16 protein-coding genes are annotated in these 18880 nt (G+C 58.7%); 12 read left to right on the top strand and 4 right to left on the bottom strand.

Translation table 11 applies throughout. From position 1 onward, the window contains the following. Positions 1-184: 184 nt before the first annotated feature. The 7 genes from KZX66_RS02850 to KZX66_RS02820 all read left to right on the top strand — a co-directional run bounded on the left by KZX66_RS02850 (position 185) and on the right by KZX66_RS02820 (position 10721). Entirely contained in the window at positions 185-3016 is a 2832-nt protein-coding gene (locus KZX66_RS02850; protein WP_248076225.1) for a 2-oxoglutarate dehydrogenase E1 component, read from the top strand. A 44-nt stretch (positions 3017-3060) separates the two neighbouring features. Then, positions 3061-4281, top strand: a complete 1221-nt coding sequence (odhB, locus tag KZX66_RS02845; RefSeq protein WP_248076223.1) for a 2-oxoglutarate dehydrogenase complex dihydrolipoyllysine-residue succinyltransferase — start codon at positions 3061-3063, stop codon at positions 4279-4281. 108 nt (positions 4282-4389) lie between these two features. Further along, the gene (gene lpdA, locus KZX66_RS02840) at positions 4390-5826 is read left to right on the top strand and encodes a dihydrolipoyl dehydrogenase (RefSeq protein WP_248076221.1); all 1437 of its coding nucleotides are present in this window, start codon (positions 4390-4392) and stop codon (positions 5824-5826) included. Between the two features lie 204 nt (positions 5827-6030). Further along, positions 6031-7197, top strand: coding sequence for an ADP-forming succinate--CoA ligase subunit beta (sucC, locus tag KZX66_RS02835; RefSeq protein ID WP_003233235.1), 1167 nt, complete (start codon positions 6031-6033; stop codon positions 7195-7197). Next, complete coding sequence (gene sucD / locus KZX66_RS02830; RefSeq protein ID WP_084381139.1) at positions 7197-8078, top strand: succinate--CoA ligase subunit alpha; 882 nt, start codon at positions 7197-7199, stop codon at positions 8076-8078. Before sucC ends, sucD begins: the two co-directional genes overlap by 1 nt. 363 nt (positions 8079-8441) lie before the next feature. After that, the gene (gene brnQ, locus KZX66_RS02825; protein ID WP_248076219.1) at positions 8442-9755 is read left to right on the top strand and encodes a branched-chain amino acid transport system II carrier protein; all 1314 of its coding nucleotides are present in this window, start codon (positions 8442-8444) and stop codon (positions 9753-9755) included. Positions 9756-9983: 228 nt separating this feature from the next. Next, the gene (locus tag KZX66_RS02820; RefSeq protein WP_248076217.1) at positions 9984-10721 is read left to right on the top strand and encodes a DUF599 family protein; all 738 of its coding nucleotides are present in this window, start codon (positions 9984-9986) and stop codon (positions 10719-10721) included. A 104-nt stretch (positions 10722-10825) separates the two neighbouring features. Here the strand turns inward: KZX66_RS02820 and KZX66_RS02815 are convergent, their stop codons facing one another. Beyond that, entirely contained in the window at positions 10826-11077 is a 252-nt protein-coding gene (locus tag KZX66_RS02815; RefSeq protein ID WP_010211724.1) for a hypothetical protein, read from the bottom strand. Positions 11078-11234: 157 nt separating this feature from the next. Between KZX66_RS02815 and KZX66_RS02810 the strand changes: the two genes are divergently transcribed. From KZX66_RS02810 to KZX66_RS02795, 4 genes are all read left to right on the top strand, one after another. Then, positions 11235-11711, top strand: a complete 477-nt coding sequence (locus KZX66_RS02810) for a PaaI family thioesterase (protein WP_248076215.1) — start codon at positions 11235-11237, stop codon at positions 11709-11711. Continuing rightward, the gene (locus tag KZX66_RS02805) at positions 11708-12160 is read left to right on the top strand and encodes a PaaI family thioesterase (protein WP_248076213.1); all 453 of its coding nucleotides are present in this window, start codon (positions 11708-11710) and stop codon (positions 12158-12160) included. Before KZX66_RS02810 ends, KZX66_RS02805 begins: the two co-directional genes overlap by 4 nt. A gap of 89 nt (positions 12161-12249) precedes the next feature. Continuing rightward, positions 12250-14154 (top strand): molecular chaperone HtpG, encoded by a 1905-nt coding sequence (htpG, locus tag KZX66_RS02800; RefSeq protein WP_248076210.1) that lies wholly within the window; start codon positions 12250-12252, stop codon positions 14152-14154. Positions 14155-14220: 66 nt separating this feature from the next. Beyond that, positions 14221-14949 (top strand): dienelactone hydrolase family protein, encoded by a 729-nt coding sequence (locus tag KZX66_RS02795; protein WP_248076207.1) that lies wholly within the window; start codon positions 14221-14223, stop codon positions 14947-14949. A 55-nt stretch (positions 14950-15004) separates the two neighbouring features. Here the strand turns inward: KZX66_RS02795 and KZX66_RS02790 are convergent, their stop codons facing one another. After that, positions 15005-15871 (bottom strand): pirin family protein, encoded by an 867-nt coding sequence (locus KZX66_RS02790; RefSeq protein WP_248076203.1) that lies wholly within the window; start codon positions 15869-15871, stop codon positions 15005-15007. 63 nt (positions 15872-15934) lie between these two features. Next, positions 15935-16351, bottom strand: a complete 417-nt coding sequence (locus KZX66_RS02785) for an OsmC family protein (RefSeq protein WP_248076193.1) — start codon at positions 16349-16351, stop codon at positions 15935-15937. Between the two features lie 140 nt (positions 16352-16491). Between KZX66_RS02785 and KZX66_RS02780 the strand changes: the two genes are divergently transcribed. Continuing rightward, positions 16492-17514, top strand: a complete 1023-nt coding sequence (locus KZX66_RS02780; RefSeq protein WP_248076191.1) for an amidohydrolase family protein — start codon at positions 16492-16494, stop codon at positions 17512-17514. A 145-nt stretch (positions 17515-17659) separates the two neighbouring features. Here the strand turns inward: KZX66_RS02780 and fabB are convergent, their stop codons facing one another. Continuing rightward, on the bottom strand, positions 17660-18880 hold the full coding sequence (fabB, locus tag KZX66_RS02775) for a beta-ketoacyl-ACP synthase I (protein ID WP_248076179.1): 1221 nt from the start codon (positions 18878-18880) through the stop codon (positions 17660-17662).

The following is an 18880-nucleotide window of genomic DNA, read 5'->3' as shown; positions in this document are numbered from 1 at the left end:
TTGAGCAGCGACTTACAAAGCCGCGGCTCTTATTTTGAAGAAATGAGACAAGCAGGGGCATTCGGGTTGGTACCCGAACTATCAGCGTGATCCTAAGTGGCTTGTTTTGGTCGCTGCACTTGGCCTTTTGCAAGCAAACTCGGTGTTTTCGCCGGTGGTGTCCCCAAATCGAGGGTGACCAAGCATGCAAGAAAGCGTGATGCAGCGCATGTGGAACAGCGGCTATCTTTCAGGTGGTAACGCTGCCTATGTGGAAGAGCTTTATGAGCTCTACCTGCACGACCCTAACGCTGTGCCAGAAGAATGGCGCACCAAATTTCAGACGTTGTCTTCAGACGGCAACGCTGCCACCGATGTATCGCATGCAACAATTCGCGATCAGTTTGTGCTGCTGGCAAAGAACCAGCGCCGCGCCCAACCGGTTTCCGCCGGCAGCGTGAGCAGTGAGCACGAGAAGAAGCAAGTTGAAGTACTGCGACTGATCCAGGCTTACCGTATGCGTGGCCACCAGGCTGCCCAGCTTGACCCGCTGGGGCTCTGGAAGCGTCCTGCACCGGCTGACCTGTCGATCAATCATTACGGCTTGACCAATGCCGATCTTGATACGACCTTCCGTGCCGGCGACCTGTTCATCGGCAAAGAGGAAGCGAGCCTACGCGAAATTCACGAAGCGTTGCAGCAGACATATTGCCGCACCATCGGCGCTGAATTCACGCACATCACCGATTCCGAGCAACGCCACTGGTTCCAGCATCGTCTGGAAGGTGTGCGTGGCCGTCCGGTGCTGTCGGCCGACGTACGCAGCCATCTGCTTGAGCGCGTCACCGCAGCCGAGGGCCTGGAAAAATACCTGGGTACCAAATACCCGGGCACCAAGCGTTTCGGTCTGGAAGGCGGCGAAAGCCTGATCCCGATGCTCGACGAGCTGATCCAGCGTTCCGGTTCCTACGGCACCAAGGAAATCGTGATCGGCATGGCTCACCGTGGTCGCTTGAACGTGTTGGTCAACACCTTCGGCAAGAACCCGCGTGAGCTGTTCGACGAGTTCGAAGGCAAGAAGAAGGTCGAGCTGGGTTCCGGTGACGTTAAATATCACCAGGGCTTCTCGTCCAACGTCATGACCACAGGCGGTGAAGTTCACCTGGCCATGGCCTTCAACCCATCCCACCTGGAAATCGTTTCTCCAGTGGTCGAGGGTTCGGTCCGTGCTCGCCAGGATCGTCGTAATGACACCTCCGGTGAAAAAGTTCTGCCGATTTCCATCCACGGTGACGCGGCATTCGCCGGTCAAGGCGTGGTCCTGGAAACGTTCCAGATGTCGCAGACCCGCGGCTTCAAGACCGGCGGTACCGTTCACATCGTCATCAACAACCAGGTTGGCTTCACCATCAGCAACCCGCTGGATGCGCGCTCCACCGAGTACGCCACCGACGTTGCCAAGATGATCCAGGCGCCGATCCTCCATGTGAATGGCGATGATCCGGAAGCTGTGTTGTTCGTGACCCAATTGGCTGTCGACTACCGCATGCAGTTCAAGCGTGACGTGGTGATCGACCTGGTTTGCTACCGCCGTCGCGGTCACAACGAAGCTGACGAACCAAGTGGCACCCAGCCGTTGATGTACCAGCAGATCACCAAGCAGCGCACCACCCGTGAGCTGTATGCCGAGAGCCTGACCAAGGCCGGTATCCTGGATGACGCGCGTGTTCAGGCGAAAATCGATGAATACCGCAACGCGCTGGACAATGGCCTGCACGTAGTAAAAAGCCTGGTCAAAGAGCCGAACAAAGAGCTGTTCGTGGACTGGCGCCCGTACCTGGGTCATACCTGGACCGCGCGTCACGACACCTCGTTCGACCTCAAGACCCTGCAGGAACTGTCCGCCAAGCTGCTGGAAATTCCGGAAGGCTTCGTGGTACAGCGCCAGGTTGCGAAGATCTACGAAGACCGTCAGAAGATGCAAGCCGGTGGCCTGCCGATCAACTGGGGTTACGCCGAAACCATGGCGTACGCGACCCTGGCGTTCGAAGGTCACCCGATCCGCATGACCGGCCAGGACATCGGCCGTGGTACGTTCTCGCACCGTCATGCCGTGCTGCACAACCAGAAAGATGCGGGCACCTACATCCCGTTGCAGAACCTGTACGAAGGCCAGCCACGTTTCGATCTGTACGATTCGTTCCTGTCCGAAGAAGCCGTACTGGCGTTCGAATACGGTTATTCCACCACCACGCCTAACGCACTGGTGATCTGGGAAGCCCAGTTCGGCGACTTCGCCAACGGTGCCCAAGTGGTTATCGACCAGTTCATCACCAGCGGCGAGCACAAGTGGGGCCGTCTGTGCGGTCTGACCATGTTGCTGCCACACGGTTATGAAGGTCAGGGTCCTGAGCACTCCTCGGCCCGTCTGGAGCGTTACCTGCAACTGTGCGCCGAGCACAATATCCAGGTGTGCGTGCCGACGACCCCGGCCCAGATCTACCACTTGCTGCGTCGCCAGGTGATCCGCCCGCTGCGCAAGCCACTGGTAGTGCTGACCCCGAAATCGCTGTTGCGTCACAAATTGGCCATCTCGACCCTGGAAGATCTGGCCGAAGGTTCGTTCCAGACCGTTATTCCAGAAATCGACACACTGGACGCAGCCAAGGTCACTCGCCTGATCCTGTGCAGCGGCAAGGTCTACTACGATCTGCTGGAAAAACGCCGTGCCGAAGGCCGCGACGACATCGCCATCGTGCGTATCGAGCAGCTTTATCCGTTCCCGGAAGATGACCTCATGGAGATCATTGCGCCTTACACCAACCTCACTAACGTAGTGTGGTGTCAGGAAGAACCGATGAACCAGGGCGCGTGGTACAGCAGCCAGCATCACCTGCGTCGCAGCATCGGCAACCACAACAAGGCCCTGGGCCTGGAATACGCCGGTCGTGATGCTTCTGCTGCACCTGCTTGTGGTTATGCGTCGATGCACGCCGAGCAGCAGGAAAAACTGCTGCAAGATGCTTTCACTGTTTAACGCCTTCGCGCTGACTGAAACCGAATTTTAAGGACCCACAGATAATGGCTATCGAAATCAAAGCCCCGTCATTCCCGGAATCGGTTGCCGATGGCACCGTTGCCACCTGGCACAAGAAACCAGGTGAGGCCGTCAAGCGTGACGACCTGATCGTCGACATCGAGACCGACAAAGTCGTTCTGGAAGTGTTGGCTGAAGCTGACGGCGTGCTGGGCGCAATCGTCGCCGAAGAAGGCGCTACCGTCCTGTCGAACCAGGTATTGGGTTCGATTGAAGAGGGCAGCGCTGCAGCAGCGCCTGCCGCGGCTGCACCTGCCGCCGCTTCGGCTCCAGCCGCTGCTCCGGCTGCGGGCGGCGAAGACCCAATCGCCGCACCGGCTGCTCGTCAGTTGGCTGAAGAAAACGGCATCAACCTGGCTTCCATCAAAGGCACTGGCAAAGACGGCCGCGTGACCAAGGAAGACGTGGTTGCCGCTGTTGAAGCCAAGAAAAACGCTCCTGCTGCTGCCCCTGCCAAGGCTGCCGCTCCAGCGGCCGCTGCGCCAGTGTTCGCCGCCGGCGACCGTACCGAGAAGCGCGTGCCGATGACCCGTGTACGTGCCACCGTGGCCAAGCGCCTGGTAGAAGCACAGTCGAACATGGCGATGCTGACCACGTTCAACGAAGTCGACATGACCGAAGTCATGGCGCTGCGTTCGAAGTACAAGGATCTGTTCGAGAAGTCCCATAACGGCGTGCGCCTGGGCTTCATGTCCTTCTTCGTCAAAGCCGCTACCGAAGCGCTGAAACGCTTCCCGGCAGTCAACGCTTCCATCGACGGCGGCGACATCGTTTACCATGGCTACGCCGACATCGGTGTTGCCGTGTCCAGCGACCGTGGCCTGGTGGTTCCGGTTCTGCGTAACGCCGAGCTGATGAGCCTGGCTGAAATCGAAGGCGGCATTGCCGGTTTCGGTAAGAAAGCCCGTGACGGCAAGCTGACTATCGACGAGATGACCGGTGGTACCTTCACCATCACTAACGGTGGTACCTTCGGTTCGATGATGTCGACCCCGATCGTCAACCCACCACAGGCCGCGATCCTGGGCATGCACAACATCATCCAGCGTCCGATGGCCATCAATGGTCAAGTCGTGATCCGCCCAATGATGTACCTGGCACTGTCTTACGATCACCGCCTGATCGACGGTAAAGAAGCCGTGACTTTCCTGGTAACCATCAAGAACCTGCTGGAAGACCCGGCTCGTCTCCTTCTGGATATCTAAAAAGCAGCTGCAAGTTTCAAGCTGCAAGCTCCAAGCTCAAAACGAGCGATCGGTGCTTCAACTTGTCGCTTGCAGCTTCTAGCTTGCAGCTAAAAAGGGAACCTTTTTATGACACAGAAATTTGACGTTGTAGTGATTGGTGCGGGCCCTGGCGGCTATGTTGCCGCGATCAAGGCCGCACAACTGGGCCTCTCGACTGCTTGCATCGAAAAATACACCGACAAGGAAGGCAAACTGGCACTGGGCGGTACTTGCCTGAACGTTGGTTGCATTCCTTCCAAGGCGCTGCTCGACAGCTCCTGGAAATTCCACGAAGCGCAGGACGGCTTTGCCATCCACGGCATCAACCACGCCGGCGTGACCATGGACGTGCCGGCAATGGTTGGCCGTAAAGCCAACATCGTTAAAGGCCTGACCTCCGGCGTTGCGACCTTGTTCAAGGCCAATGGCGTAACTTCCCTGCAAGGCCACGGCAAACTGCTGGCCGGCAAGAAAGTCGAAATCACCAAGCCAGACGGTTCGGTCGAAGTTATCGAAGCCGAGAACGTGATCCTGGCGCCAGGTTCGCGCCCAATCGACATTCCACCAGCTCCTGTTGACCAGAACGTGATCGTCGATTCGACCGGCGCCCTGGAATTCCAGGCAGTGCCTAAGCGTCTGGGCGTGATCGGCGCTGGCGTGATCGGCCTGGAACTGGGTTCGGTATGGTCCCGCCTGGGTTCGGAAGTCACCGTACTGGAAGCTCTGGACACCTTCCTGCTGGCTGCCGACACTGCCGTGTCCAAAGAAGCCTATAAGACCCTGACCAAACAAGGTCTGGACATCAAGCTGGGCGCTCGCGTGACGGGTTCGAAGGTTAACGGCGAAGAAGTGGTCGTGACCTACACCGACAAGGATGGCGAACAGACCATCACCTTCGACAAGCTGATCGTAGCCGTTGGTCGCCGTCCAGTGACCACCGATCTGCTGGCAGCTGACAGCGGCGTGAACATCGACGAGCGTGGTTTCATCCACGTTGATGATCACTGCGCGACCACCGTGCCTGGCGTCTACGCCATCGGTGACGTGGTTCGCGGCATGATGCTGGCGCACAAGGCGTCCGAAGAAGGCATCATGGTTGTCGAGCGCATCAAGGGCCACAAAACCCAGATGAACTACGACCTGGTCCCATCGGTCATCTACACCCACCCGGAAATTGCATGGGTCGGCAAGAACGAACAGCAGTTGAAAGCTGAAGGCGTTGAAGTTAACGTCGGCACCTTCCCGTTTGCCGCTTCTGGCCGTGCCATGGCAGCCAACGACACTGGTGGTTTTGTCAAAGTCATCGCTGATGCCAAGACTGACCGCGTATTGGGCGTCCACGTGATTGGCCCGAGCGCTGCAGAACTGGTTCAGCAAGGCGCAATCGGTATGGAATTCGGCACCAGTGCCGAGGACCTGGGCATGATGGTCTTCTCCCATCCGACCCTGTCCGAAGCGTTGCACGAAGCAGCGTTGGCAGTGAATGGCGGCGCCATCCACATCGCCAACCGCAAGAAGCGCTAAGCGAGATAATAAGAAACCACGGCGGAGTTGCCCGTCGTGAGCCTTGCGCGCAAGACTCACCGCGGAATATCCGCTGGACGCAGCCTTGCGCAGCTTTATGGGCCATAAGCCCTGCAAGTTGCGCAAGCAGCAGTCACAGGTGGCGCGGCACTCATAATGAGCGCAGCGCCGAATGCGCAGTACCTAACGAAGACGGTAAAAAGCATGAATCTTCACGAGTATCAGGGTAAGCAGCTGTTCGCTGAATACGGCCTGCCAGTTTCCAAGGGCTACGCAGTAGACACCCCGGAAGCAGCAGCAGAAGCTTGCGACAAAATCGGTGGCACCGAGTGGGTTGTCAAAGCCCAGGTCCACGCGGGTGGTCGCGGTAAAGCGGGCGGCGTTAAGCTGGTTCGCAGCAAAGAAGACGCCAAGGCCTTCGCACAGCAGTGGCTGGGCAAGCGTCTGGTGACTTACCAGACTGATGCCAATGGCCAGCCAGTCACCAAGATCCTGGTTGAATCGTGCACTGATATCGCTAAAGAGCTGTACCTGGGCGCTGTCGTTGACCGTTCGAGCCGTCGCATCGTGTTCATGGCTTCCACCGAAGGTGGCGTGGACATCGAGAAAATCGCTCACGAAACCCCAGAAAAAATTCTGAAAGCCACCATCGATCCACTGGTTGGCGCTCAGCCATTCCAGGGTCGCGAGCTGGCTTTCCAGCTGGGCCTGGAAGGCAAGCAAGTTGCCCAGTTCGCCAAGATCTTCGTAGGTCTGGCCAAACTGTTCCAGGATCACGATCTGGCCCTGCTGGAAGTGAACCCGCTGGTGATCAAGGCTGACGGCGATCTGCACTGCCTCGACGCCAAGATCAACATCGACGCCAACGCCATGTACCGTCAGCCTAAGCTGAAGACTTTCCACGATCCGTCGCAGGACGATCCGCGCGAAGCGCATGCTGCCAAGTTCGAACTGAACTACGTAGCACTGGAAGGTAACATCGGTTGCATGGTCAACGGTGCTGGCCTGGCCATGGGTACCATGGACATCGTCAACCTGCATGGCGGCAAGCCAGCCAACTTCCTCGACGTGGGCGGCGGTGCTACCAAAGAACGCGTTACCGAAGCGTTCAAGATCATCCTGTCCGACTCCAACGTCGCTGCAGTACTGGTCAACATCTTCGGCGGCATCGTTCGTTGCGACATGATTGCCGAAGGCATCATCGGTGCAGTGAAAGAAGTCGGCGTTAAAATCCCGGTTGTTGTTCGCCTTGAAGGTAACAACGCTGAACTGGGCGCTAAAGTACTGGCAGAAAGCGGTTTGAACATCATCGCGGCTACCAGCCTGACCGACGCTGCTCAACAAGTTGTCAAAGCTGCGGAGGGCAAATAATGAGCGTCCTGATCAATAAAGACACCAAAGTTATCTGCCAGGGTATTACCGGTTCGCAAGGTAGTTTCCACACCCAGCAAGCCATCGAATACGGCACCAAGATGGTTGGTGGTGTAACACCAGGCAAAGGCGGTACCGAGCACCTGGGCCTGCCAGTGTTCAACACCGTGAAAGATGCTGTTGCTCAAACTGGCGCTACCGCCAGCGTGATCTACGTTCCAGCTCCTTTCTGCAAGGACTCGATCCTGGAAGCAGCATTCGGCGGCATCAAGCTGATCGTTTGCATCACCGAAGGCATTCCTACCCTGGACATGCTGGACGCTAAAGTTAAGTGCGACGAGCTGGGTGTTACCCTGATCGGCCCTAACTGCCCAGGCGTGATCACTCCAGGCGAATGCAAGATCGGCATCATGCCTGGTCACATTCACTTGCCAGGCAAAGTCGGTATCGTTTCCCGTTCCGGCACCCTGACCTACGAAGCTGTGAAGCAGACCACTGATGCCGGTTTCGGTCAGTCGACTTGCGTCGGCATCGGCGGTGACCCGATCCCGGGCTCCAACTTCATCGACATCCTGAAGCTGTTCCAGGAAGACCCGAAGACCGAAGCGATCGTTATGATCGGTGAGATCGGCGGTTCGGCTGAAGAAGAAGCGGCTGCCTACATCAAGGCACACGTGACCAAGCCGGTTGTTTCCTACATCGCTGGTGTGACTGCCCCTGCGGGCAAGCGCATGGGCCATGCTGGCGCAATCATCTCCGGCGGCAAAGGCACTGCAGACGAGAAATTCGCTGCGCTGCAAGACGCCGGTGTAAAAACCGTGCGTTCGCTGGCAGACATCGGCAAGGCCCTGGCCGAACTGACCGGTTGGGCTGTCAAGTAAGCCTCGCGCTTAACTGACGCTTCACACACAAAGGCCACCTTCGGGTGGCCTTTGTGCGTTTAAGGGCAGCTGTAAGCGGCAAGCTTTAGCTGCAAGACAACACAGTGCGGCCAGTCGTGCCGCTTAAAGCTTGCCACTGCTCTTACAAAAACGCGACATAGAGATGTCGCTTATCGGACAGTGCGCCCCGCAACAGTGCGTTTGTCAGCTCAATTCTGTACCCTAGCCGCCTCTTTATGCGCCCGCATCCCAAAAGGCCGCTGCGCGCCAGACCGGTCGGTCCCCACAAGGGCCGGCAGTATTTCCCTCATCCATAGGGAATCCCTCTCTAAATTCCGATTCAGTAGTGTGGTATTTCCTTAAATGAAAGTGTTGAAAAGCCAGGACATCCTGGCGTTGGGCTTTATGACCTTTGCCCTGTTCGTGGGCGCCGGCAACATTATCTTTCCGCCTATCGTGGGTTTGCAGTCCGGGCCTCATGTCTGGATGGCAGCGCTGGGCTTCCTGATCACCGCCGTGGGCTTGCCGGTGGTCACGGTGATCGCGCTGGCCAAGGTCGGTGGCGGTATGGACGCGTTGAGCAGCCCCATCGGCAAGATCGCCGGTGGCTTGCTGGCGGCGGCGGCGTATCTGGCGGTAGGGCCGCTGTTCGCTACCCCGCGTACCGCGACCGTGTCCTTCGAAGTGGGCCTGGCCCCGCTGACCGGCGAAAGCCCGCTGGCGCTGTTCCTCTACAGCTCGGTGTATTTCCTGGTGGTGTTTTTTGTGTCGCTGTACCCGGGGCGCCTGCTGGATACAGTGGGTCGCTTTCTGGCGCCGCTGAAGATTATTGCCCTGGCCATCCTCGGCATTGCGGCGTTCGCTCTGCCGGCCGGTGAAGTGGGTGTCGCGACGCCTGAATACGTCGCCGCGCCGTTCTCCCAGGGGTTTATCAATGGCTACCTGACCATGGACACCCTCGGCGCGTTGGTCTTCGGTATCGTGATCGTCAACGCGATCCGTTCCCGCGGCGTCGAATCTCCTAAGCTGATCACGCGCTACGCCATCATCGCCGGTCTGATTGCCGGTGTGGGCCTGGCCCTGGTGTATATCAGTCTGTTCCGGCTGGGGGCGGGCAGCCATGCCGTCGCCGCCGGTGCGAGCAACGGCGCTGCGGTGCTGCACGCGTACGTGCAATACACCTTCGGTTCCCTGGGCAGCGGTTTCCTGGCGGTGCTGATTTCCCTGGCGTGCCTGGTGACCGCCGTGGGCCTGACGTGTGCCTGCGCGGAGTACTTCAGCCGCATCCTGCCGTTGTCCTACAAGAGCCTGGTGGTGATTCTGGCGCTGTTCTCGCTGTTCGTGTCCAACCTGGGCCTGACCAAGCTGATCGCGTTCTCGATCCCGGTGCTGACTGCGATCTACCCGCCGTGCATCGTGCTGGTGGCCCTGAGCTTCTGCAAAGACTTCTGGCAGGAGCAGGGTCGTATCGTTGGTCCGGTGATGCTGGTGTCGTTCATCTTCGGCTGCATCGATGCGCTCAAGGGCGCGGGCCTGGCTGACTGGCTGCCATCGCAGTTGGCGCACCTGCCGTTGAGCGAACAAGGTCTGGCGTGGCTGGTGCCTTCGGTGATGGTCCTGGTGGTGGCCTTGGTGATTGACCGTATGCTCGGCAAGCGTAGCGAAGCAATCGCTTAACACGTGCTCAAGGTTGCACAGAAATGCCTCGTATCAATCGATACGGGGCATTTTTTATGCTTAATAGATGACACGCTTCTAAAGTTGAAACTCGGTAGGTGTGGAGCGGGCAGGCTCGCAAATGCGCTGTATCAGTGCCAGATTGGTAAACTGACTCCCAGCCTTCGTGGGCACGCCAGCACATGTTGACCGCGTAGGCCACACACCATCTTTTGTCATAGGACCCGCATGTCGTTCGTCGAAACCAATCAGATCCACCTGCTTGCCGCCCTCTGGTTCGTCCTGTGTTGGGGCGGTTACACCCGTTATGCCACCTGGAAAGCCCGGGATACGGCCTGTCTGGCCAGTGTGCTGCATCTGTACCGCGAAGACTGGATGCGCCGCATGCTGCTGCGGGACAACCGTATCGCCGACGCCAGCGTGATTGGTAACCTGGAGCGCAATGCCTCGTTCTTCGCCTCCAGTACCCTGATCATCCTCGCCGGTATTCTCACCGTACTCGGCGCGTCCGAGCGGGCCGTGTCGTTGTTGGCGGATATCCCCATGGTGCAACAGGCCTCCCAGGGCATGTCGGAAATCAAGCTGCTATGCCTGGCGCTGGTGTTCGTCTACGCCTTCTTCACCTTCAGTTGGTGCATGCGTCAGTACAACTTTGCAGCGGTGCTGGTGGGATCGGCGCCGATGATCGGGGAGCGGCATGTGTCGGAACAGGAGCGCAAGGCGTTTGCGTTGCGCGCGGCACGGGTGATTTCCATGGCGGCCAACCAGTTCAACTTCGGTCTGCGCGCCTATTACTTCGGCATGACCATGTTGGCGTGGTTTGTGAGTCCCTGGTTGTTCATGTTGATGAGCGCGGGGGTGGTGTTGGTGCTGTATCGTCGCGAGTTTCATTCCGACGTACTGCAAGTGATGGTGTATACGCAGACGGATACGCCGCTGCCCGATACCGCCAAAGAAGCCGCTTAGTGCGCCTTGGTGGATTAGTGCGCTGAATAAAAACAGCAGACAAAGTAAAGCCCGCTATGTAAGCGGGCTTTCTTTTTGCAGCCAGGCTATTTCAAACCCCGGTATCAAGAACCGGTGGCAGGAGTCGCTGGGGCTGCTTCTTTTGCGGCGGCTTCGTTCGATTCAGCCTGAGCTTTGGCAGCATCGGCGTTTTCTTTCGCAGCGTCGTTCACTTTATCCTGAGCCTTCGCCATATCTTTCTGAGCTTGCTCGGAATGTGCAGCAGCGTCTTGGGCTTTGTCTTCGGATTTTTTGTCGCAGGCAGCCAGACCGAGGGCAGCGGCCAGCATCATGGAAATAGCTAAAGTCTTGCGCATGGGTGTTTCTCCTTATTGAAGATATCTACTGGCCTTTCGAGCGTGGGGTCCAAGCTTTAGTTCCTTTTATTACGCAGATATATAAACAGCGCGCTTCAAGGAACTTTCACTCGCACGGTCTACTCCGCGAGTCATCACTTAAAAGAGTCTGGATACAATGACCGAAAACCCACTGTTAGAGCGTGCCATTCGCTTTGTATCGGCACTGCGCCATTGCCAGGTGCTGGGTATCAGTGTTCATGAGGCGAGCGAGGAGGGCATGACCCTGGTGTTGCCCTACAGCCCGGCCATCGTCGGCGATCCCCAGTCCGGCGTGATCCACGGCGGGGCGCTGACCTCGCTGATGGACACCGCCTGCGGCATGGCCACTTTGTGTGTGCTGCCGGAGTTCGAGGTCTGCCCGACGCTCGATCTGCGCGTCGACTACATGCATGCCGCCGAACCCCACAAACCGGTCTACGGCTTCGCCCAGTGCTATCGAGTGACGCCCGACGTGATCTTCACCCGTGGTGTCGCCTACCAGGATGACCCGCAACAGCCTATTGCCCATGTAGTCGGCACGTTTATGCGCATGGGCAAGCGCCTCAAGGGTACCCAAGGCCTGGGCAGCGTCATCAAGGGAGAGCAGGCATGACGCATCGATTCAAGAGCCGTCTCGAACAGGCCCATGAACGCGGCGACTACGGGGCGCTGCTGGAGCTGATCCCCTACGCCAAGCTGATCGGCATCGAGTGCACCCGCGTGGGCGATGAGTTGCTGTTTCGTCTGCCTGCCAACAAGGACAACATTGGTAACCCCATATTGCCGGCGCTGCATGGCGGGGTGATTGCCAGCTTTATGGAGCTGTCGGCGGCGTTGCATCTGCTGGTATTCACCGGCACGCCGGGCCTGCCGAAAATCATCGACTTCTCCCTGGATTACCTGCGTGCCGGCCAGTTTCGCGACACCTACGCCACCTGCCAGGTATGGCGCCAGGGTCGACGGGTGGCGAATGTGGCGATCACTGCCTGGCAAAGCACCCCGGCGGAACCGATTGCCACCGCCCGTGCGCATTTCAAAATCGAGGAAGCGGTGTGCCCTTGAAATCCTGGTCTTAGCCCCCAACTTTGATGACAACCCGCCGCCAACCCTTTCGGGGGCGGCCACTGCCATCCAATTGGAGTTTGATGACCATGAGTGTGGAAACTCAAAAGGAAACCCTGGGCTTCCAGACCGAGGTGAAGCAACTGCTGCACCTCATGATCCATTCGCTGTATTCCAACAAGGAAATTTTCCTTCGTGAATTGATCTCGAACGCCTCTGACGCTGTCGACAAATTACGTTTCGAAGCCCTGTCCAAGCCTGAATGGCTGGAAGGCGGCGCTGAACTGAAGATCCGCGTGAGCTTCGACAAGGACGCCAAGACCGTCACCCTCGAAGACAACGGCATTGGCATGAGCCGCGAAGACGCGATTACCCACTTGGGCACCATCGCCAAATCCGGCACCGCCGACTTCATGAAGAACCTGTCGGGCGACCAGAAGAAAGACTCGCACCTGATCGGCCAATTCGGCGTGGGTTTCTACTCGGCCTTTATCGTGGCCGACAAGGTTGAAGTCTTTAGCCGTCGCGCCGGCCTCGACGCCAGCGAAGGCGTGCACTGGGCGTCCAAAGGTGAGGGCGAGTTTGAAATCGCCACCCTCGACAAGGCTGACCGTGGTACCCGCATCGTGCTGCACCTTAAAGACGGCGAAGACGAATTCGCCGATGGCTGGCGCCTGCGCAACATCATCAAGAAGTACTCCGACCATATTGCACTGCCGATCGAGCTGCCTAAAGAACAGGCCGCGGCCGAAGGTGAAGAAGCACCTGCCCAGGCGTGGGAAGTGGTCAACCGTGCCAGCGCTCTGTGGACCCGTCCGCGTACCGAGATCAAGGACGAGGAATACCAGGAGTTCTACAAACACATCGGTCACGACTACGAAAACCCGCTGAGCTGGAGCCACAACAAGGTCGAAGGCAAGCTGGAATACAGCTCGCTGCTCTACGTGCCGGCCCGTGCTCCGTTCGACCTGTACCAGCGCGAAGCGCCTAAAGGCCTGAAACTCTACGTACAGCGCGTGTTCGTGATGGACCAGGCAGAATCCTTCCTGCCGTTGTACCTGCGTTTCATCAAGGGCGTGGTCGACTCCAATGACCTGTCGCTGAACGTGTCGCGGGAAATCCTGCAGAAAGATCCGATCATCGATTCCATGAAGTCGGCGCTGACCAAGCGCGTACTCGACATGCTGGAAAAACTGGCGAAGAACGAGCCTGAGCAATACAAAGGCTTCTGGAAAAACTTTGGCCAGGTCATGAAAGAAGGCCCGGCGGAAGATTTCGCCAACAAGGAAAAAATCGCCGGTCTGCTGCGTTTTGCGTCCACTCAGGGCGAAGAAGGCGAGCAGGTGGTGTCCCTGGCCGAGTACCTGGCCCGCGCCAAGGAAGGTCAGGACAAGATCTACTACCTGACCGGCGAAACCTACGCCCAGGTCAAGAACAGCCCACACCTGGAAGTCTTCCGCAAGAAAGGCATCGAAGTGCTGCTGCTGACTGACCGTATCGATGAGTGGCTGATGAGCTACCTCAGCGAGTTCGACGGCAAGACCTTCGTCGACGTGGCCCGTGGTGACCTGGACCTGGGTAACCTGGACTCCGAAGAAGAGAAGAAAGAAGCCGAAGAGGCCGCCAAGGCCAAAGAGGGCCTGGTTGAGCGGATCAAGACTGCCTTGGGCGATGCTGTCAGCGAAGTGCGGGTTTCCCACCGTCTGACCGACTCGCCGGCGATCCTGGCCATCGGTGAACAGGACCTGGGCATGCAGATGCGTCAGATCCTTGAAGCCAGCGGCCAGAAGGTGCCGGATTCCAAGCCGATCTTCGAATTCAACCCGGCTCACCCACTGATCGAAAAACTCGACGGTGAGCAGAGCGAAGAGCGTTTTGGCGACTTGTCGCACATCCTTTTCGACCAGGCGGCCCTGGCCGCCGGTGACAGCCTCAAGGACCCGGCCGCCTATGTGCGCCGACTGAACAAGCTGTTGGTTGAACTGTCGGTTTAACACCGTTGTAGAAAAACCCGCCTCGGCGGGTTTTTTCGTTTTACTGCACCTCAACTGGAGAAAATGATGAGCCAAGTCACTGTGCGTTCCGTGGTCTATCAGATTGATGGCCAGTCCTATGAGAGCCGCCTGGCGTTCGACGCGAGCCACAAGGGGCCTTTGCCGGGCTTGCTGATGGCGCCGAACTGGATGGGCGTGAGTGCGGGTGCCGAAGAGATCGCCAAGACCGTTGCCGGCAAAGGCTACGTGGTGCTGATCGCCGACCTGTACGGCCAAACCGTGCGCCCCGCCAATGGCGATGAAGCCGGTGCGGCGATGATGCCGTTGAAGAATGACCGCCCCATGCTGAACAAGCGTATGCAGGCTGCTTTTGAGCAGTTGCAAGGTCAGACCGAAGCGGCTGTCGACACCTCCAGGCTGGCCACCTTCGGCTTCTGCTTCGGCGGTTGCTGCGCCCTGGAACTGGCCCGTACCGGCGCGCCGTTGAAAGCCGCCGTGTCGTTCCACGGCACCCTCGACACGCCGAACCCTGCGGATGCCAAGCGCATCAAGGGCTCGGTGCTGGTGCTGCATGGCGCGTCCGACCCGCTGGTGTCCAAGGAGCAACTGCCGGCGTTTGAAGATGAAATGAACGCGGCGGGTGTGGATTGGCAGTTGCTCAGCTACGGCGGCGCGGTGCATTCCTTCACCGACCCCGACGCGAATGTGCCGGGCAAAATGATGTACAACGCGAAGGTCGCTGCACGGGCCTTCCAGTCGATGCATAACCTGCTGGATGAAGTGTTCAAGGGCTGATTTTTTCAGCGCCTGTCTCGAGGTTATCGCGGGCAAGCAGGCTTGCCTGCGATAGCTATCTCACAGGCAGCTCAATTCTCTCGGTTTCACCCGGCACCTTCGGCCATTCCCCCGCGGCCCAACGCCGCCGAGCCTCGTCGACTTTCAACGGATCACTCGCCACAAAATTCCAATTGATCCGCCTCGGTCCATCCAGCGGCGCGCCGCCAAACACCACCAGATGGCAGTCGGAGTCGGCAAACAACGTCATCTCCTGACCGCTCGGCAGTACCACCAGGCTATGCACCTCCAGCGGTTCGCCGTCGAGCTGTGCGTTGCCGTCCAGCACATACACCGCCCGTTCCTCATGCTCATCCGGGATCAGCAGCGTAGTGGCTGTCTGCATCTGCACGTCGGCATATAAGGTGGGCGACAGCACCGGCACGGGTGACTTGAGACAAAAGCCACTGCCCGCAATCATACAAATCCGCACACCCAGGTTGTCGCTGGTCGGCAGGCTTGCCGCGGGGTGGTGGCTGTAATGCCCCGGGCCCGTCTCGTGATCCCTGGGCGACGCCAGCCAGACTTGCAGACCGTGCAGGTTGAAACCGCGTGCCTTGAGCGCCTCGGGTGTGCGTTCGACATGTGCAATGGCGGCGCCAGCGGTCATCCAGCTCACATCGCCGGCCTCTACCACCTGATCGGAGCCCAGGCTGTCCTTGTGCTGCAAGGCGCCCTCGAACAGATACGTCAGGGTCGAGAGACCGATGTGCGGATGTTGGCGGATATTCATGCCGCTGCCCGGCGCGTAGCGGGTGCTCAACATATGGTCGAAAAACACGAAGGGCCCGACGGCGCGGCATTCTCGCGACGGCAAAGGGCGCAGGATCGGTTGGCCTTCAACGTCTTCCTGGCGAGGGCGGATCACGGTGGGTGTGGTCATGGTGCGTCCAGTCTGAGCGGGTTGGATGCTGCTGAGCATAACCCGCTTGACGAGAGCTTGCCGCTATTGGCTGAAAGGGCCTTCCGACAGTTTGGTGTCAATGCTGATCTCGGCGGTGGTCATCAATTTGTGCACCGGGCACTTGTCCGCAACGCGATGCAGTTCATTGCGTTGCTCGTCGGTGAGCACGCCCTTGAGGGTCAGTTTGACGTTGAGTTTGTATTTGCCTTTTAGCTCTTCGGCCGCGTCGTGGGTGACTTCCACGGTGACGCCGGTAAGCGGGATATTCTTCTTTTGTGCGTAGAGCTTGACGGTCAAGGCCTTGCAGGACGCCAGCGCGGCATCGAAGTAATCGTGGGGCGAGGGCGCCGAATCGTCGCCGCCCAGGCTTTTGGGTAAGTCGGTAAACAGTTCGTGATTATCAATGTTGAGGCTGTGGCGGAAGTTTTCAGCATTCAGCGTATTCACGGTAACAGGCATGGCAAACCTCACGGGATGGCAGGATGAAGGTCATGAAGTTATAGAGCATGCTGGCACTTAGGTGTTCCGCGTTTTTTGCTGGATGAACCCCGGCAGGGCGCACAAGGTCTACCTGTCTCAGCCCTTATCGAGGTTTTACCGTGCCCTGGACTCGCCTCACGCTTGCCCTGTTGCTCGCCTCTAGCAGCCTGGCCGTACAGGCCCGCGACTATGCCTACAGCGATGCCCACCTGCATTACGTGGATTTCTTCCAGGAAACCGCCGGCATGGACAAGTTGCTCAAGGCGATGGCCGACAACCACATTGAGCACGTGATGATCTCCGGCATTCCTGTCGCGAAGAAATGGCACGAAGACGAACCCAAGCGTCCGCGTTATTACGCCGGTGACGACGCCGACGCCTATTGGTACAGCGCCACCGACGTGATCGTCGCCGCTGCCGTGAATAAGCTCACCCCTGAGCAGCGTCGGCACTTTCATCCGTTCCTGTCCGGCTTTAACCCCAACGATAAGAACTCTGCTGCGCATATCCAGCGCATGCTCGACCTCAATCCTGGCTTGTGGCAGGGCATTGGTGAAGTCTTTACCCGTCACGATGACCTCACCGCTCTGACCTCCGGCGACACCCCGCGCGCCAACAACGAAGCCATGACGCGCATTTATCATCTGGCCGCCGAAAACGACCTGCCGGTGATGGTGCATTCCAACATCACCTCCAAGCGCGAGCGCAACCCGCTGTACCTGGCCGAAATCGAGGAGCCCCTGCGCAATCACCCGCATACCCGTTTTATCTGGGCCCATGCCGGCACCAGCAAGGAAATCCACCGGCATCAGGTGCAGATGGACTTTTTGTTGCCCACCCTCGACCGACTGCTGCAGGCTTATCCCAATCTGTACATCGACCTGTCGTGGAGCATGCTCACGCCGTATTTGCTGGATGAAGCCGGCAAGCCCCGGCCTGAGTGGGTAAAGCTGGTAGAGCGCTTCCCAGAGCGCTTTATGCTGGGATCGGATGTGGTAGGGCGGTTCAATAAACTGGGTAAGGAGATGCGCCGCTTTGAGCCTTTCCTCGACGCACTGCCGCAAGACGTTGCGCAGAAAGTGGCACGGGATAATTTCCTGGCGATCCTGCCTAAGGTCACTCCCGATGGGGCGGCGCGTTGATCCTGCGTAAACGCGCTGAAGTGCCGAGGGCTGTCGAGGGTGCCGGACGCGGCGTTCGGTGTGAGGCTATCCTGGCCTTGCTTTCAGCCACCCAATAAAAAGCCCCGAACCAGTCGGGGCCTTCTAGAAGATCAAGCTACAGGTCTTACTTGCCCTGCCAGCGTTTCAGCACGAGGGTGGCGTTAGTGCCACCGAAGCCGAAGCTGTTGCTCATCACGGTGTCGATTTTGGCGTTTTCTACAGTCTTGGTCAGGATCGGCATATCGGCGACGACCGGGTCGATCTCGTCGATGTTGGCCGAGCCAGCCATGAAGTTGCCTTCCATCATCAGCAGGCAGTAGATCGCTTCGTGAACGCCGGCGGCGCCCAGGGAGTGACCGGACAGGCTTTTGGTGGAACTGATGGCTGGAGCCTTGTCGCCGAATACCGCACGCACGCCTTCCATTTCCTTGGCATCGCCGACCGGGGTCGAAGTGCCGTGGGTGTTCAGGTAGTCGATTGGGGTATCCACAGTGGACATCGCCATCTGCATGCAGCGGATGGCGCCTTCACCGCTTGGCGCAACCATGTCGTAGCCATCGGAAGTGGCGCCGTAGCCGACGATTTCCGCGTAGATCTTGGCGCCACGGGCCAGAGCGTGTTCCAGCTCCTCGACCACCACCATGCCGCCACCGCCGGCGATGACGAAACCGTCACGCTTGGCGTCGTAGGCGCGGGAGGCTTTTTCCGGGGTCTCGTTGTATTCGGTGGACAGTGCGCCCATGGCGTCGAACAGGAACGACTGGCTCCAATGCTCTTCTTCACCGCCGCCGGCGAATACGATGTCCTGCTTGCCCAACTGGATCTGCTCTACCGCGGTACCGATGCAGTGAGCACTGGTGGCGCAGGCGGAGGAGATCGAGTAGTTGACGCCCTTGATCTTGAACGGCGTGGCCAGGCAGGCCGAAACGGTGCTGCCCATGGTCCGCGTGACACGGTACGGGCCGACGCGTTTCACGCCTTTTTCGCGCAGGATGTCCAGCGCTTCCATCTGGTTCAGGGTCGATGCGCCGCCCGAGCCGGCAATCAGGCCGGTGCGTACGTTCGATACCTGGTCTTCGCTCAGGCCGGAATCGGCGATCGCGTCTTTCATCGCCAGGTAGGCATAGGCGGCGGCGTGGCCGACGAAGCGATAGATCTTGCGATCGATCAGCTCTTCGAGGGGCAGGTCGATGGAGCCGGAAACCTGGCTACGCAGACCCATTTCGGCATATTCCGGGTTGAAGCGGATGCCAGGGCGACTTGCACGCAGGTTAGCGGTGACGGTCTCTTTGTCATTGCCCAGGCAAGAAACGATGCCCAGACCAGTGATAACGACGCGGCGCAT

It is taken from the genome of Pseudomonas sp. EYE_354, assembly GCF_023148575.1.
GTDB lineage: Bacteria > Pseudomonadota > Gammaproteobacteria > Pseudomonadales > Pseudomonadaceae > Aquipseudomonas.
Note: the sequence above shows the minus strand (reverse complement) of the source record. Positions and strands in the feature narration are given on the sequence as shown.

Coding starts and splice junctions, on each gene's coding strand:
- lpdA (WP_248076221.1), top strand. CDS start 4,390: ATGACACAGAAATTTGACGTTGTAGTGATTGGTGCGGGCCCTGGCGGC.
- sucC (WP_003233235.1), top strand. CDS start 6,031: ATGAATCTTCACGAGTATCAGGGTAAGCAGCTGTTCGCTGAATACGGC.
- htpG (WP_248076210.1), top strand. CDS start 12,250: ATGAGTGTGGAAACTCAAAAGGAAACCCTGGGCTTCCAGACCGAGGTG.
- KZX66_RS02815 (WP_010211724.1), bottom strand. CDS start 11,077: ATGCGCAAGACTTTAGCTATTTCCATGATGCTGGCCGCTGCCCTCGGT.
- KZX66_RS02785 (WP_248076193.1), bottom strand. CDS start 16,351: ATGCCTGTTACCGTGAATACGCTGAATGCTGAAAACTTCCGCCACAGC.
- KZX66_RS02820 (WP_248076217.1), top strand. CDS start 9,984: ATGTCGTTCGTCGAAACCAATCAGATCCACCTGCTTGCCGCCCTCTGG.
- KZX66_RS02795 (WP_248076207.1), top strand. CDS start 14,221: ATGAGCCAAGTCACTGTGCGTTCCGTGGTCTATCAGATTGATGGCCAG.
- KZX66_RS02790 (WP_248076203.1), bottom strand. CDS start 15,871: ATGACCACACCCACCGTGATCCGCCCTCGCCAGGAAGACGTTGAAGGC.
- KZX66_RS02805 (WP_248076213.1), top strand. CDS start 11,708: ATGACGCATCGATTCAAGAGCCGTCTCGAACAGGCCCATGAACGCGGC.
- sucD (WP_084381139.1), top strand. CDS start 7,197: ATGAGCGTCCTGATCAATAAAGACACCAAAGTTATCTGCCAGGGTATT.
- brnQ (WP_248076219.1), top strand. CDS start 8,442: ATGAAAGTGTTGAAAAGCCAGGACATCCTGGCGTTGGGCTTTATGACC.
- fabB (WP_248076179.1), bottom strand. CDS start 18,880: ATGCGCCGCGTCGTTATCACTGGTCTGGGCATCGTTTCTTGCCTGGGC.
- KZX66_RS02810 (WP_248076215.1), top strand. CDS start 11,235: ATGACCGAAAACCCACTGTTAGAGCGTGCCATTCGCTTTGTATCGGCA.
- KZX66_RS02850 (WP_248076225.1), top strand. CDS start 185: ATGCAAGAAAGCGTGATGCAGCGCATGTGGAACAGCGGCTATCTTTCA.
- odhB (WP_248076223.1), top strand. CDS start 3,061: ATGGCTATCGAAATCAAAGCCCCGTCATTCCCGGAATCGGTTGCCGAT.